The sequence below is a fragment of the Pseudomonas sp. S2_C11 genome, assembly GCF_054668395.1.
The window spans coordinates 2044699-2059912 of record NZ_CP162765.1 but is presented as its reverse complement, the minus strand read 5'-3'; the positions used below and the strand labels follow the sequence as shown (position 1 = coordinate 2059912).

The 15214-nt window shown below is 56.0% G+C and carries 15 protein-coding genes; 7 read left to right on the top strand and 8 right to left on the bottom strand.

Annotation, left to right across the window (positions count from 1 at the left end):
• Positions 1-44 precede the first annotated feature (44 nt).
• Genes gspD through gspG form a run of 5 tightly spaced genes read right to left on the bottom strand, consistent with a single transcriptional unit; the run spans position 45 to position 5508 of the window.
• Complete coding sequence (gene gspD / locus AB4N48_RS09510) at positions 45-2426, bottom strand: type II secretion system secretin GspD (RefSeq protein ID WP_460095248.1); 2382 nt, start codon at positions 2424-2426, stop codon at positions 45-47.
• Positions 2423-2971, bottom strand: coding sequence for a type II secretion system protein GspM (gene gspM / locus AB4N48_RS09505; RefSeq protein ID WP_460095246.1), 549 nt, complete (start codon positions 2969-2971; stop codon positions 2423-2425). The genes gspD and gspM overlap by 4 nt, the downstream gene beginning before the upstream one ends.
• Positions 2964-4085 carry a type II secretion system protein GspL gene (gspL, locus tag AB4N48_RS09500; RefSeq protein WP_460095245.1) on the bottom strand — a complete coding sequence of 374 codons (1122 nt, stop codon included), beginning with the start codon at positions 4083-4085 and terminating at the stop codon, positions 2964-2966. The genes gspM and gspL overlap by 8 nt, the downstream gene beginning before the upstream one ends.
• Positions 4082-5002, bottom strand: a complete 921-nt coding sequence (gene gspK / locus AB4N48_RS09495) for a type II secretion system minor pseudopilin GspK (protein ID WP_460095243.1) — start codon at positions 5000-5002, stop codon at positions 4082-4084. Before gspK ends, gspL begins: the two co-directional genes overlap by 4 nt.
• Positions 5003-5049: 47 nt before the next feature.
• A complete protein-coding gene (gene gspG, locus AB4N48_RS09490; protein WP_460095242.1) occupies positions 5050-5508 on the bottom strand; it encodes a type II secretion system major pseudopilin GspG in 459 nt (152 codons plus the stop codon).
• A gap of 148 nt (positions 5509-5656) precedes the next feature.
• On the opposite strand from gspG, the gene gspI reads away from it, so the two are divergent.
• Complete coding sequence (gene gspI / locus AB4N48_RS09485; RefSeq protein WP_339101470.1) at positions 5657-6043, top strand: type II secretion system minor pseudopilin GspI; 387 nt, start codon at positions 5657-5659, stop codon at positions 6041-6043.
• A gap of 367 nt (positions 6044-6410) precedes the next feature.
• Here the strand turns inward: gspI and AB4N48_RS09480 are convergent, their stop codons facing one another.
• A complete protein-coding gene (locus AB4N48_RS09480) occupies positions 6411-6767 on the bottom strand; it encodes a DUF6124 family protein (protein WP_460095241.1) in 357 nt (118 codons plus the stop codon).
• A 973-nt stretch (positions 6768-7740) separates the two neighbouring features.
• Between AB4N48_RS09480 and AB4N48_RS09475 the strand changes: the two genes are divergently transcribed.
• The 4 genes from AB4N48_RS09475 to AB4N48_RS09460 are packed head-to-tail and all read left to right on the top strand — an operon-like array spanning position 7741 to position 11970.
• Positions 7741-9057, top strand: a complete 1317-nt coding sequence (locus AB4N48_RS09475) for a serine/threonine protein kinase (RefSeq protein WP_460095240.1) — start codon at positions 7741-7743, stop codon at positions 9055-9057.
• Positions 9058-9067: 10 nt separating this feature from the next.
• Positions 9068-10204 (top strand): UvrD-helicase domain-containing protein, encoded by a 1137-nt coding sequence (locus AB4N48_RS09470; RefSeq protein ID WP_460095239.1) that lies wholly within the window; start codon positions 9068-9070, stop codon positions 10202-10204.
• Entirely contained in the window at positions 10191-11480 is a 1290-nt protein-coding gene (locus AB4N48_RS09465; RefSeq protein WP_460095238.1) for a hypothetical protein, read from the top strand. Before AB4N48_RS09470 ends, AB4N48_RS09465 begins: the two co-directional genes overlap by 14 nt.
• Positions 11481-11496: 16 nt before the next feature.
• Positions 11497-11970, top strand: coding sequence for a hypothetical protein (locus AB4N48_RS09460; protein WP_460095236.1), 474 nt, complete (start codon positions 11497-11499; stop codon positions 11968-11970).
• A 259-nt stretch (positions 11971-12229) separates the two neighbouring features.
• Here the strand turns inward: AB4N48_RS09460 and AB4N48_RS09455 are convergent, their stop codons facing one another.
• The gene (locus AB4N48_RS09455) at positions 12230-12661 is read right to left on the bottom strand and encodes a type II secretion system protein N (RefSeq protein ID WP_460143633.1); all 432 of its coding nucleotides are present in this window, start codon (positions 12659-12661) and stop codon (positions 12230-12232) included.
• Positions 12662-12781: 120 nt separating this feature from the next.
• Here AB4N48_RS09455 and AB4N48_RS09450 point away from each other — a divergent pair, with 120 nt between their 5' ends.
• Positions 12782-13228, top strand: a complete 447-nt coding sequence (locus tag AB4N48_RS09450) for a GspH/FimT family pseudopilin (protein ID WP_460095234.1) — start codon at positions 12782-12784, stop codon at positions 13226-13228.
• On the top strand, positions 13225-13833 hold the full coding sequence (locus AB4N48_RS09445; RefSeq protein WP_460095233.1) for a prepilin-type N-terminal cleavage/methylation domain-containing protein: 609 nt from the start codon (positions 13225-13227) through the stop codon (positions 13831-13833). Before AB4N48_RS09450 ends, AB4N48_RS09445 begins: the two co-directional genes overlap by 4 nt.
• Positions 13834-14247: 414 nt before the next feature.
• On the opposite strand, the gene AB4N48_RS09440 is transcribed toward AB4N48_RS09445, so the two are convergent.
• Positions 14248-15186, bottom strand: a complete 939-nt coding sequence (locus AB4N48_RS09440; RefSeq protein ID WP_460095231.1) for a FecR family protein — start codon at positions 15184-15186, stop codon at positions 14248-14250.
• Positions 15187-15214 lie beyond the last annotated feature (28 nt).

Below are 15214 nucleotides of genomic sequence, written 5' to 3'. Positions count from 1 at the left end.
CAGCCGAGCGGGGATAAATCCCCTCGCCACCGTCATCATCTCAGTCAAAACCGCGTGCTCCCTTCAATCGGTACGGCTTTGATCGTGGCCCGTGGGCCTGATGTCGGCCCCGGCGCTGGCACGCCTTGCGCGGTGCTTGGCAATTGCGGTGCCTGCATGTCGGGCATCGCCCAGCTGCGTTCCGGTTGCAAGCCGCCCTGGGCGCGGCGCATGAAGTCGTAGCGGTTGAGGGTGATGCTGCGCCCCGCTTCGCTGTCGCGGATGATGTACGGGCGCAGGAACACCATCAGGTTGGTCTTGGTGATCGCCCTGCGTTCGTTGCGAAACAGCGCGCCGATGCCCGGCAGGCTGCCCAGCCACGGCACCGCATCATTGCTCTGGCTGTAACCGTCCTGCAGCAACCCACCGAGGACCATGATCTGCCCATCGTCGAGCAGAATGCTGGTGTCGATCGCCCGTTTGTTGGTGACGATGCCCGCCGCGGTCACGCTGTTGGACGCGCGCTCATCGATGCTGCTGACTTCCTGATAGATATCCAGCTTCACCGTGCCGCCCTCGGAAATCTGCGGGCGCACGTTGAGCTTGAGGCCGACCTCTTCGCGGGTCACGGTCTGGAACGGGTTGTTGCTGGTGCCCCCGCCGCCGGTGACGTAGCTGCCGCTGACAAACGGGATGGTCTGGCCGACAAAAATGCTCGCCGCTTCGTTGTCCAGGGTCAGCAGGTTCGGTGTCGACAGCACGTTGGTGCCGCCCTTGCTCTTCAACGCTCGGGCCAGCACTTTCAGGTCGAGAATCTTGCCGATGCCGGGAATGTCGACGGTGCCGTTGACGTAGCCGAGGTTCAAACCCTGCGGCAGTACGTCGATGCTGTTCTTCGCTCCCGTATTGAGACCCGCGCCACCCAGATTGGCGCCACCGATCACGCCCTTGCCGCCAAGATTGCCGGTCTGCCATTGCACACCGAATTCGCTGGCATCGTCCTCGCCAACCTCGACGATCAGGCTCTCGATCACCACTTGCGCACGGCGCTGGTCGAGCAGATCGATAACCTCACGCAGGTTGCGATACAGCGGTTCCGGCGCGGAAATCAGCAGTGTGTTGGTGGTGGCGTCAGCCTGAATCGTCACACCGCCAGCGCTGAAAGCAACGTTCTGTTCGCTGCTCTGCGTACCGCCACTGCTGCTGCCGCCGCCACTGCCCTGCGCATAGCTACCGCCGGTTGCGCCGCTGCCAGTCGTCGTTGAAGTGCCAGTGCTCGGCGTGCTGCTCTGGCCGTTCTGCCCGGCATTGCCGCCGGTGCTGCTGCCCATCGCGCTGAGCACCGACCGCGCCGCGTCGCTGCTGCCGCTATCACTTTCGCCGGTGAGCAAACCGCGCAGCGCCTGCGCCAGTTTCGCCGCTTGGGCGTTGCGCAGATAAACCACGTGCAGATTGCTCGGATTGCTCTGCGCGTTGTCGAGTTTGTAGATCAGGTTGCGCGCCAGCTCGGTACGCTCGGGGCTGCCGGCGCGGATGATGATGGTGTTGGAACGTGGGTCGCCGATCACGGCGATTTTCTGCGTCGGATCATTGCCCGGCGCGTCGAGCAAATCCGCCACCATCGGCGCGATGTCGGCGGCGATGCCGTTCTGGATCTGCACCACATCGGTGTCGATCGCGCTCGGCGTGTCGATGCTGTCGATCAACTGCGCGACGCGGGTAAGGTTCTCGGCGTAATCGGTGATGACCACGGTGTTGTTGCCGGGATAAGCGTTGATCGGATTGTTCGGCGAAACGATCGGGCGCAGCACCGGGATCAGGTTCACCGCGTTCTCGTATTGCAGGCGAAACGTGCGCGTGAGCATGCCGTTGCCGGCCGGTTTGTCAGCGCTGTAGATCGGCCCGCCGAGCAGTTTCGCGTCGGCCTCGGGAACCACCTGCGCCACACCGCCGACATCGACCACGCTGAAGCCTTGCATGCGCAACGCCGCGAGCAGCATGTCGTAAGCCTGGCGGGCCGGCACCTGACCTTCCGAGACCAAGGTCAGATTGCCCTTGACCCGTGGATCGACGAGAAACTGCTGCCCGGTGGCCCGCGACAGCGCCCGTACCACCGCCTGAATATCCGCCTCGACAAAATTCAGCGTCACCGGTTGCTCGCCCAACGGATTGCGCGCAACCGTGTTGCTCGGCGCAACACCACCACTGCGCCCACGCTGACTGATGTTATGCAACTGCTTCGGCACCGGCCGTGCCTGAGCCTGCGCCCGTTCGCGATCGGCTAACGCATCGCCGCTGCGCTGGGTGTTGGCCAGCGGCCGCCCGAGTTCGCTGTCGACCAACAGCGGCGGCTGATTCTGCGGGGCCGTGGTGCTGTTGCACGCGCTCAATGCCATCAGCAACAACGGCAGCGCCAGACGTGCCGGTTTGCAGCGTGACTCCTTCATGAAGCTTCCTTAGCGCCCTGCGCCTGATCCATGCGAACGGTGCCTGACAAAGTGCCGGCGGTGACATCGGTCGAGGTTTCGTTTGCGCGTTGCAACTGCGCCTCGACCACCTGCAGAGAAAGTTGTGATGGCTGGCTGAGCAGCCAGTCGAGCAGCGCATCGGCCGGCGCGGCGTCGACATTCAACTGCCACGCACCGCCCTCCGCCGCTTGTAATTGGTAACGCCCGGCCAGCCCCGCCGCTTGCAGACTTTGCTCCAGCGACTGGCCAACGCTTTGCCCCTGCGGCCGCAGGTTGACGCTGCGCAACAGCACTTCCAGCGCCTCGGTTTGCGCGCGCAACTTGGGCGTCTCGCTCTGCCAGAAAGTGATCCTGGCCAGCGGCGGCTTGACCAGCGTCAGCCAGATCAGCAGACCGACAAGCACCAGCGCCATGCCGCCGACCATGCGTTTTTCACGCAGCGCCAACGGCTGCCAACGCGCCTGCAACTGGCTGCTGAAGCGCTGCCAGCGCGCACGGTAAATCGCCAGCGTCGCCCTACTCATCGTCTGCTCCGCTGTCGTCATCTTCGTTGGTGTTGGCGCTGGATTCATCGCTCGGGCGCAAGGTCCAGCCTGCGTCATCGGCAGTGACGCTGATGCCGGCCTGGGCCAAGATGCTTTGCCAGTCCATGTCGTGGCCGCCACGGTTTGCATCGCTCAGCAACGCCAGTTGCAAAGCGCCGTCGCGGTAACTCAGGCGCTCGACACTGCCGGCCATGAACGGCATGCCGGTGCCGGCCTGCAACACCAGTCGATTGAAATTTTGCGCCGGGTCATCGACCGCGCCTTTTTGCCGCTGCTCCAGTTGCTGACGCGCCTGTTGCAGCGGGTTGAGTATCACCGGCAATTCGGGGAACGCCTGCTTCACCCGCTGACTCATCTGCGCCTTGAGCTGCTGGCCCTGTCGCGCCTCGCGAGCTGCGTACAGATTCAGGCCGACCACCCATACCGCCACCGCCAAAGCCACACACCCGACAGCGCGACCCCAGCCACGTTGCTCGCCGCCGGTTTGCTGCAGGCCACCGTGCAAACCCCAATCGGGCAAGGGGCCGATCCAGCGTTGTGCTGATCCGGCTTCAAACGATGCCTCATCAACTTCGTCACCGAGCAACGGCTCAACCTGCGCACTGTTCAAACTCTCGCGCCGGAGCAAATGACCGTCCGCCACACAAGCGACAACCCCCGGCAGCACCGGCAGGCTGTACGGCGCCGGATACAAACCGCGCAGCGTCAACCCCGCCTGCTTGAGCACCGCAGCCAGACGCTGCAAGTGCTGCCGCGAGACCCAGGCAATCTGCACCTGCCCACTCGCATCACGAGGGCTGTGGCCGATATGCATTTGGCTGCTGTCACCAAGCATCAGGGCCTGCGCCGCACACTGCACAGCGGCCGCCGTTTTGTTCGCGGGCAGCGGCGGCAGATCAATGCTGGCGAGCAGGCTGTCGGCCGGATGCAGAAAACACAGCAGCGGTGGTTGCTTCGGCCGTTGCCCCAACTGACTCAAAGTCAGCCGTTCCTCACGACTGACCTGCCCCTGACGATCCAGCCAGGCGCAACTCACTTCGCTGCGCAACTCCAGCTCCGCCAGCGGCGGCAACGCGACGCGCAACTGGCTCATGCGCCCACCCGCGACCAGATCACCTGCGGCAGCCGATCCTCGCTGCGGTGCAACAAAGCATCAAGGCTGACCCGGCGCTGATCCCGCCGCGCCTCACCGCGCAAACGAAACCAGTCACTGGTGATGCCAACTTTGACGCTGCTCATTTCCAGCTGCGGCATGCGCAAGCGGTTCACGAAATCGCCGCGATTGATAAACCAGCGCCCGGCGTCACGCTCGGCAATCAACGCCGTCGCCCGCTCCAGCGAAAGCCCCGGCACACACGCCGCCAGCACCTGCGCCGTGGCGGTGTTGCCGTTGATCCACGTCGTCGCCGGAATCACCGTCACGTACGGCGCCAGTTGGCCGATCAGCGCATCCGTCACGCCTTCGACGCTGCGCAAATCATCCAGCGTGCGCAGCATCGGCACCTTCGGCGGTTGCGGTTTGTGATCGGCATCCGGCGACGTCGCGCGGCCACTGTCGAAACCGGCTTTGCCCGTCGCGCCAATCTGCGCATTGAGCAAATGCGGATACCCGGCAATCACCCGTTGGCGGATGCGCTGGCCGACAACGGCGCTCACACCGATCAACTCGCACAACCGCTCGAACGCCTGCACCTGCGCCTCATCGATTCGCTCATTGGCGACCAGATTGCGCAGGTTGAACTTGCCCTGCTCGTCCTCCAGCCGCCCGGCAAAACCCGCCGCCAACAACGGCTGCGCCCAAGGCTGATCGCGCCGGGTCAACGGATCACGCAGGCGCGCATCCCAGAGCAACTGTCGGCTGATCTCCAGACCACCTTGCGCCAGCCAACGCCCCTGCACCCGCTGCTGATCGGCCTCCAGCGCCCGGGTCGCCACGCTCTGACGCGTCAACATCCCCGCCGCAATTACCGCCACCACCGCCGCGATCAACAACGCGCTGATAATCGCCATGCCCCGTTGCTTCGCCCCGTTGAGCGAACCTGTGTTCACGGCCGGCCTTACAACTGCCAGGAACCGATATCGGCATTCACGCCATCGCCGTCAGGCTGACCATCGGCGCCGAGGGAAAAGATATCGACCTCGCCATTCGCGCCCGGGTTGAGGTACTGATATGGCCGGCCCCACGGGTCATTCGGCAAACGCTCCAGGTACGAACGCCAGTTGCTGTTCTTCGCATCCGCCGGCCGCTCGACCAACGCCTTCAGCCCCTGATTCATGCTCGGGTACGTGCCGTGATCGAGGCGATACAACTTCAACGCCTGCATCAACCCGCCAATATCCTGCTTCGCCGCCGTCGCCCGCGCCTGATCCGGCCGGTCGAGCACCTTGGGCACCACCATCGCCGCCAGAATCCCCAGAATCACCACCACCACCATGATCTCGATCAAGGTAAAACCCTGCTGCCCACGCGGCACGCGCGGCGACTGACTGAGCGTGTTCAAAGGTGCGATATCCATCTCGACATTCCCTGGCTTGATCCGAATTCGACGCGCAGTGTTGCAAGAAGATATGTCAGGGATGTTGAAAATGCTCGGGTGTTTCCGTCGTCAAGCCGTCAAGGACGGGGGTTAGCGTCGAGGGCTGGGTTTTGGTTTTGGGCCATGTATGCGCGCGCGTTCGCGAGAGGAAGGATTCACCCTGATTGAAGTGCTGGTGGCACTGGCGATCATCGCCGTCGCCATGTCCGCCGCCGTGCGTGTGGCAGGGTTGATGACGCAGAGTAATGGGGTGTTGCGGGATCGATCGATCGCGCTGATCGCCGCGCAGAGTCGGATGGCTGAGCTACGCCTTGAAGGTCGGTTGCCGAATGGGATGAAGGCTGTTGAATGTGATCAAGGAAGATTGTTGTTGCGCTGTGAACAGGTGATCGCCAGCGCAGAAAATGGACGGCTGCTCAGGATTGGAATCCAAGTATTTGATCGCAACCAGGATGCGCCGCCGTTGGCCAGACTGGAGACCCTGTTGTCACGGCCAGGAAGCCCCTCACCCTAGCCCTCTCCCGAGGGAGAGGGAACCGATACGGGGATATTCGAGAGATACGCCGACCTGAACGTATCGCTCTGAATCCAGCATCGCTGAAGCCCAGCAAAGCCATAGCCGCTAAGGTCTTCCAGGTCGATGTATAACGCAAAACACCTCGGTCGGCTCCCTCTCCCCTCCGGGAGAGGGCTGGGGTGAGGGGCTCTTCTGCCGCGGTGCATAAGCATCAAAAATCCATAATCAACACGCTCGTCCAAGTCGATGCACAACGCAAGACACCTCGGTCGGCTCCCTCTCCCTCCGGGAGAGGGCTGGGGTGAGGGGCTTTTCTGTCGCACCTAAAATCCCAAGGCCCAGCGCCGGATCAAGGCCAACGACATCACCCCGCCACCTCCAAATTATCCATCACCCGATTCACCGCCAGCTCCCCCAGCATGATCAGTTGAGCAACCCCCAACAACGCCCGCCGCTGCGGCGCCGGCAACAAACTGGAAATGTCCTGAGCAATCGTCTTCGCCGAAGCCAGCGTTTCACTCGCATCAGCCAGCAGTTCTTCATTCTTGGTATCCGCCGTCACCGCATACATCCCACGCGCCTTACGCGGCGGCAGGAGATTGTTGGGCGACAGGTAATGATCGAGCGCGCGGTCAGCGGCTTCGTGGAGCTTTTGGGAATCGAGGGATTCGTAGGGAGACGTGGGATCGGTTTCGGGCGGGTTGGGTGTGGGTTTGATCATGGTGCAACTCCTTGATTATTGGAGCCGCCACGTTTCGCTGCGAAACGAAGAGAGGTGGCAGCTGTACGCAGGTTCGCAGACCGGGAATCAAGGAACCCGGCATACCCGAAGGTATCCCGCGCACAGCCGCCATAAAGCATCACTGCCAAAAATGACAACGAACTGCAGCGCTGTGCGCCTTGATTGATCCGGGCTGCGAAACCCGATCGCTGATTCGTCAGCGACCGCACCACAATAGAACCCGCCCCCTAGGCGCACAAGCCGGCGGATTCTGGCGTAGCTGTAGGCAAAGGCGCAAGGATATGTAGCCTGGGAGCGTGACTGGAGATCTCTTTTTAAACGTTGGTGTTTATCGAGGTTTCTTCTGTCACATCCCACAGAATAAACCTGTCCCCTTATCCTTAAGCTCCGCCAGCGAAATGCTCAGCAACTTCGTCGCCACCCTCGAAACGCTGACCGCGAGACTTCGCTGGGGATTGCGTAGGTAGTGATGCTGGGGAATTGGCGATGATTGAAGCGCTGGACCATGTTGAGTTGAAGATCTGATCGGCTGATTACCATAGCTCAGCAGACGGAAAGAAATTGACCGGTGTTGTCGTTCGTGACTGACGGGGTAGGAAAATAGACAATTCACTTTCCAGGACATCGCGACGCCAGCCTGAATTTTGAGGTTTTTAACGATCCCTAGCGACTCCAAGGAAACGTATCTGCTGACAGAGGATGAACCCTTTTTTACTGGTATCGGGTACAAGCGGGCGCTCGGCTAACTCGTCTTAGACCGATGCACGCTCAGCTCTCGCGATGATGCTCCTGTAAACACAGCACGAAGAACGGGTGTTACCATCCTGCTCGCATCGGACTACTATTGATCAGCTGCTACCATTTATGTGTCCTTAACCTGGAAACAGGTGATTTGGAAGATAGCGTTGTTGGTTAGCAAGCCTTAATTATGGGATGGGGACGAGCCGAGATCATGGACGTACGAACTTTGGAAGGAACAGTCTTTCGCGGTTGGGACGTAAAAAACGCTATTGGATCGGGCGCCGACGGAATCGTTTATCTCGTCGAACAAAAAAATGAACGCAGAGCTCTAAAACTTTTTTTTCCAGAAATAATTTCAAAAAATGGATTGGAGGAGCAGCTAGAGAGACTTGAGTTACAGCTCGCCTTAATCGGCGAAAAGCATCAAAGAAATCTTGTTGAGATTTTTGACGGCGGATATTTAGAAGAACATAGCACCATATATTTATTCATGGAGTATATAGCGGGAAAAAGCTTAGATAGATTAGTAGGAGAAATCCCTACACACTCTATTTTTCCATTAATCTCCCAGCTTGCAGACGCTGCAGAATTTCTAGAGCAACGAAATCTATTCCATCGCGACATCAAGCCTGCCAACATAGTCGTAAGTGAAGACTTTACAAATTTATGTTTACTTGACTTAGGCATAATTCATCAGTCTCCCGACGTAGCAGATGACGACCGCCGACTTTCAGGCGATGACTTTGTTGCATCTCTTAGGTACAGCCCCCCTGAGTTTGTTTGGCGTGAAGAGGTTAGTTCAGATGCGAACGCTTGGAGAGCAATAACCTTCTATCAAATAGGGGCGACATTATATGAAATGATAGAAGGGAAAAATATATTTTCAGGGATGGATAGCCCACGCGCACGACTATACGACTGCGTCAAATATAAAACCCCGCTAATTGAATCTACGGGAGTGGAGGCTTGGATTGCAAACTTAGCTAAGGCATGCCTAGTTAAATCATGGCGCGAGCGTTTGTTGCTTGTGAGGTGGGAGAGCTTTAAGGGCCCCCCAAGCATGTCCGATATACATGATATCAGGACATCAATTAGACTAAAGCAAATTCACGCAGATGAGGCTCAGAAGCTTTCACAGCATACTGAAACTTCCCAAGAAAACAATATAAACTTACTCTGGAATCTTCAAGAAGAAATCTTCTCTGAAATTCGAAGCTTTTTGATGACTGAGACTATATTCCCTCGCTTTCGAAGCATGCAGCACCCTATTTCAAATTCTGAATATCAGCTTGAATTCGTTTTTGAAATAGATCAAGCACGAGCATTCAATGAAAGCATGAAATTCTCAATCAACTTAAAATGTGAAAAAGACACTCAACACTCGCTATTGATAGCCGTCACAGCCACTACAGACACAACCAACTTGGTTGAGGGGCTTTGGACAGAATCCATGAGCACAGAGCTCGCCTGCAATATTTGTGTGCGCTCATTTTACGCTGCTGCAGAGAAAATCATTTCGTCCAATTAAGGAGTAATTTATGGCGAGCGCTTTCTGGATAGGTGAAGATGATCTCGACGAATTTCAAGTTGATGCCGTGAGAGGTATTCCTGAGAACCTGAGTTTCATGCTTACGGGGCCGGCTGGATCAGGTAAAACCAATATTCTTCTGCTAAGATCGAAGTGGCTGATCTTTAAGAAGATAAGCAACATAAAAATAATTTCATTCACATCCTCACTTAGAGACTTCATAAAAATCGGCAGCGAGCAGTATAACTTACCAGTTGAAAACTCATGCACAGCCATGCAGCTATTTAAAACTTTCTTGCAAGAGTACGACATCCCATTTGAGGTAAATGGGAGTTTTGAAGAAGATAGAGCCATGCTAGCGGGAAAAATAAGCTCGTTACTTGCAGAGAAAAACATCGGCCCAATCTATGAAGCATTACTTATAGACGAGGCACAAGACTATTCAGACACCGAGCTTCGCATCTTTAAGTCACTTGCTGAACGACTTGTATTGGCATGCGATTCCAGACAATCGATCTATCGAGTTTCACAAACACAAGGTTTAATTGAACAACTGACAGACAGCCACCAAATAGAATTAAAGTACCACTACAGAAGCGGATATAAAATTTGCCGGGTTGCCGACGCCCTTCTGATGGACAAGGTTACATACCCGCGCATAAGCGATTCTTCTAAGTACAATGAAAAATCGAAACCCTCATCAGTCGCCTCGAATCCATATCCAAGTTTGCAAGAACAGATATCAGCCATTCTTGATAACTTAGAGGATGAACTAGAACTTTACCCTGGAGAACGACTCGGAGTATTATTCCCTAAAAATCTTCAGGTTGCGGAATTTCAGAATACTTTAGCAGCATCATCACTGAGTTTAACTCAACGAGCCAACATCTACAGTTTTACTCTACACGCAAGTAAAGGCTGGGAATTTACTTCGGTACACATTGGTGGATGCGAGGCAATCTCTAAGATGGGCCCCGTACAAAAACGATTATTGTATACCGGGATATTACGCGGAAAGACATCGGTAAACCTATATTACACCGGCAATATTCCGGGCTATGTAGAGAGCGCCCTAAGAGTTTTATCTCCGCCAACTTCAGAACCAAATTTTAGTAGCCTTTTTGGAGATCAGAATGCTGATTCTTAAAAATCAATCCTTGAATGAGATGTTATCTTCAGAACGAAAACAAATTCCTTCTGGAGATTTATTTTCCTCGACAATCAACAAACAGAACTCAATTTATAAATGCTTTTGGCAAAAACAAGACGACTTAATCAATCTGCCTATATTTGTGGTTCCCAATGCAAACGAGATAGACACACTATTTGCTGATATTTCAACTTTTCATCAGAGCATCTCCCCCCTTTCTGCTTACGTCCACATATATCCAGAGACAATTGCCGAACATCTTATTCTTGAGCAAAAAAAAATAAAGCCACGACTTAAACCTGACGACCGAACATTGCGACTCGATGTTGCTTTGATCCTAGGCGAAGCGACGACCAGCGCCTTTCTAACGCAGAAAGATCTTCTTACGGGAAACATTGGATATGCGGCTTGCGCTCAAACCTTAGGCGCGGCTATTGCTCGAGCCTCCAATCTCTACCCAAAATTGAGCCCTCATATAACGTTCAAAAGATGGGAACTCGCACGAAAACTTACTAGCCAAGAACAAAGCATTGTCTCTCCCGAAACCATCTTATCTTTTTCTGAGAAAACCTATTTAGCAGATGACAAATCATCTTTTTTAAACCTCTTCCTAAACAACAAAATCCCAGACTCAGAACTTTCTTACGAGTTGACGCATTTATTTGATATTCGAGATGATTCCGTGAAGTTGAAGGAGACTTACAATTCGCGAATGTCGGTCTTCAACAGCATTGTCGGAAAAATTGAAAAATCAACAGCATCGCCAGAAATTAAATCCGCAGGCATTGCCTATTTTTGCAACAAAATACTTCCTGGCTCTATGAATCATGCATCGTCATTAAAATCTCATATATTTAAATACCCAGACATTGTGTTTTGGTATATGGCTTTTGCCTGTCTATCATTGGAATTTGATTTAAAAAATTCGATGTCTGGAGTATGCAACAAACTAATCAGAGACATCATTAAGCCCTTTTCTGTTGAGGAACGACCATCCTGCGACGTTTCGATTGATGAATTGGAGGTCTTATCACGCGCCTCAATGAAAGCATCAATCCTAAAGCCTAAAAGGTCAAGAGTATTAATCATATCTCTTTTACCCGGAGTTGACGTTGAAATGCGACTAGGCGCTTTGGCACCAGTAAAGAAATCATACCAATTAGACACGCCTAATATAAACAGTCAAAAATTGAGATCGCTACTCTTTGAGGCGATTGACATATTAAATGGCTCCAACCGCCCCGATGGTCCTTCCGGAAGAAATCCAAAATAACACAAGGAATACATAGGTGTCTTCATTCGAAACACTTGGGTTTTATAGAGGGCTATCTAGACATTATGAGATAGCTCATCCAACAGTGCACGCGACTCGAAAAAACAGGCGTCCAAGAGATATGAATTTGGATTTGCATAACGCAGCAGATGATTGGTTTTATGAAACGTTTGGAGTGCGCTATCGCAGCCAGTCAATATTTTTATCCTCCAACATCACTACTGCAGCAGCTTATGCTGCAACACCAGATCATATCGCCAAGATTATTCCATTGGGCCCATATAGCTATTGTTGGTCTAGCCAGCTTAGCGACCTACTAGAACTCTGCATGAGTAAGCCGGAGATCGATACTTTAAGAACAGAACTTAAAAATTCGAATTACAAAGAAAACGGCCTTGACGAGGCTCACCGCTTGGGCCACGAGGTAATGCTATTTTGTGAATCTTATATCTGCATCCCAGTAAATTGCATAACTGAAAAGCATGATTGACCGCCGTTAACTTTTTCATAAATCGAGGTATTTGAAGTATTTCAAATGAATGAAACTTGAGTAGGTATTCGCTCAGGCCTAAAGTAATCGTTTGTAAACGGTCGCTTTAGGTCTCTGAGGCTCTTACCGACGTCTCTGTTACCGAGCAAATAGCAGGCATCAAAACCTCCTTTTTTACGTTATCTTCTTGCTGAACGAAGTAATTTAACTGGTATTCCAGAAATCCAAGTAACGGCAAATAACCACCTCAAATCACAACTCACGGCCTAACCAACCTCGGCATCTCCATCCCCTCCCCCAACCTCTCCACCCCCAACCTCACCCTCTCTCCACCCCGCTCAATCACCACCCCATCCCCCCCAACCCCCACCAACTTCACCCCAACCCCAACCTTCTCCCCCACCAAAAAACTCCTCGGCGCGCCATCATTCAAACTCAATATCGCCACCGTCCCGCTCCCGCCCGCGATCACCCCGCTTACCTTGATATCCACCGGCGCGGTCTCATTGGAAAACCACTGCAACGCCGGGCTATCGCTCCTCGCCGCGAGCACTTGCGGGGCGGCTGCGGGGGTGTGGGATTCCGCCGATGTCAGCAGCAGCGACGACCACGTCGCGACGCCGACCACGGCGGCGAGCAGTGCCAGGGCCTGGACGGTTTGCGCCGGGGTAATCCGTGCGGTGAATTTCATGGGTTGTCGCTCCTTGTTGTCCCTGCTGCCAGCCTACGCGGCAATTCTCTCCGTTTTATTTCACATGCCTTACATGTTCGCCGGGCACGATGGGGTGGGACGCCAAGGAGCGCGCGGGTGATGAGCAGGCAGCAGGGTTTTACGTTGATCGAGTTGATGGTAGTGCTGGTGATCATCGGGATTGCCAGTGCGGCGATCAGTTTGAGTATCAGGCCTGATCCGTTGCAGTTGTTGCGCAAGGATGCCGAGCGGGTTGCGCAGTTGTTGCAGGTGGCGCAGGCGGAGGCTCGCGCTGATGGGCGACCGATTGTGTGGGTGGCGGATGCCAAGGGGTTTCGCTTTGGTAGGCGTGTGGATGATGGCCTGGGGTTTGAGTCGTTCAAGGAGGATGCGCAGTTGCGCCCGCGTGCGTGGCAGAGCCCGAAGGTCGAGGTGCGGGTGGAGCCCCGCCAGACGGTGGTGCTGAATGCTGAGTGGATCAATCCGCCGTTGCGGCTGATTTTGTCGGATGGGGCCAATCGGCTGAGTGTGCTGCGCGATAGCAGTGGGCGGATCAGTATTCAATGAAGACTCAGCAAGGGTTCACTCTGATTGAGGTGATGGTCGCGATTCTGCTGATGGCGGTGGTGAGTCTGATTGCCTGGCGCGGGCTGGACAGTGTGACGCGGGCGGACAGTCATTTGCAGGCGAGCAGTGAGCAGAGCGATGGGTTGTTGCGGGTGTTGAATCAGTTGCAGCGCGATGTGGACATGCGCGCGGGGGTGGAGTTGAGCGAGCCGCGCAAGGTCGGGGCTGAGGATGAGGCGCCGACCGCGCCGCCGGCGGTGACGGTGCGCAGTAGTGATAGCAGGGGGTTTCGGCTGGATATTATTCGCAGCGCGGCGGATCAGCCGGGGGCGTTGCAGCGGGTACGGTGGTGGGTCAAGGGGGATACGTTGTATCGGGCGGTGGCTGAGGCGCGCAGTCGCTATCCGTTGCCGGCGCCTGGGAATGGGGTTGCGGTGTTGAGTGAGGTGAGTGATGTGCAGGTGCGGGTTTGGGAGATCGATAAAGGCTGGCGGCAGTTGAGTGGCAATCGGCGGGAGGATCCGTTGGGGTTGGAGATTAGTTTGAGTCGGCAGACGGCGCAGGGGGTTGAGCGGTATCGGCAGGTGATTGGGTTGTTGCAGTAATTTGGCGGTCACCAATCAAATGTGGGAGCGAGGCTGCTCGCGAACGCGGTGGGTCAATCAATGTTGTTGCCACTGGTAGACCGCTTTCGCGAGCAGGCTCGCTCCCACAATTGGGTTGGGGGCGGTCAGTTGCAGGTTGGGTGGCTGTTAGGCCGTTATCGCTGGCAAGCCAGCTCCCACAGGGATCGAGTGCGACCGGAAGATATTGGTCAGCTGGTAGACCGCTTTCGCGAGCAGGCTCGCTCCCACAATTGGGTTGGGGGCGGTCAGTTGCAGGTTGGTTGGCTGTTAGGCCGTTATCGCTGGCAAGCCAGCTCCCACAGGGATCGAGTGCGACCGGAAGATATTGGTCAGTTGGGCAACCGCTTTCGCGAGCAGGCTCGCTCCCACAGGGGATCTGTGTGTGGCAGGCAGTTAGCTGAGGACGACCACGCCGCCGGGGAGTTCGGTGCATTTGACGCCGTAGGCGTCGCGGATCAGCAATGCGACGCCGGCGAGTTGGTCGAGGTTGAAGCGGGCCTGGACGCGGCGTTGGCCGAGTTCGCGGTTGAGCAGCAGGAGCATGCCGGGGCGGTAGCGGTTGATTTCGTCGATCATCTGGCTGAGGGTGGCGCCGTTGAACACCAGCACTTGTTGGCGCCAGTTCATCACGGCGGCGGTGTCGACGGTTTGTACGTTGCCGATTTGTCGTGTGTCGTAGGTGATTTGCTGGCCGGCTTCGAGGCGCAGGTTGCGGCCGTCGATGGCGACGTCGACCGCGCCGTCGAGGCAGGTCACGCAGACTTGCTGGTCGGTGTTGCGCAGGTTGAAGCGGGCCTGGCTGGCGCGCAACCACCCTGCCCCGGCCTGCATCGCCAGCGGCAGGCGTGCGGTTTGCACTTCGACTTCGCCGCTGACCAGTTCAAAGCCCTGCACGCCGTTTTCGACGCTGCGCTGGTTGATGCGGGTCTGGGTGTTGAGTTCGAGGCTGACGCCTTGCGCCGGTTCGACCCGGCGTTGCTGGCCGACTTCGGTGATGTAGTCGGCGCCCAAGCCTTCGAAGCCACCGGGAATCGTGCCGCGCACCAGCAGGAATGCGGCGGATGCGGCAATCGCGCCGCCGAGAAATGCCCGTCGACCGAAGCTGCGTCGGCCCTGCACGGCTTCGGCGGCCGGTTGCAGGTGATGCCACAGCCGCTTGGCTTCTTCGAACGCCTGGGCATGTTCGCCGCTCTGCGCGCACCATTCGCGCAGGGCGCGAGCGTCGGCGACGTTGGCGCGGCCCGAGGTCAGCAGGATCAGCCAGTCTTGGGCTTCGCTGTGCAGAGACTCGGTGGCCGAAGGCTCGGCGGGTTTCAGTCGAAAGATGTTCAAACGCGCAAATTCTCAACGGATTAATCGG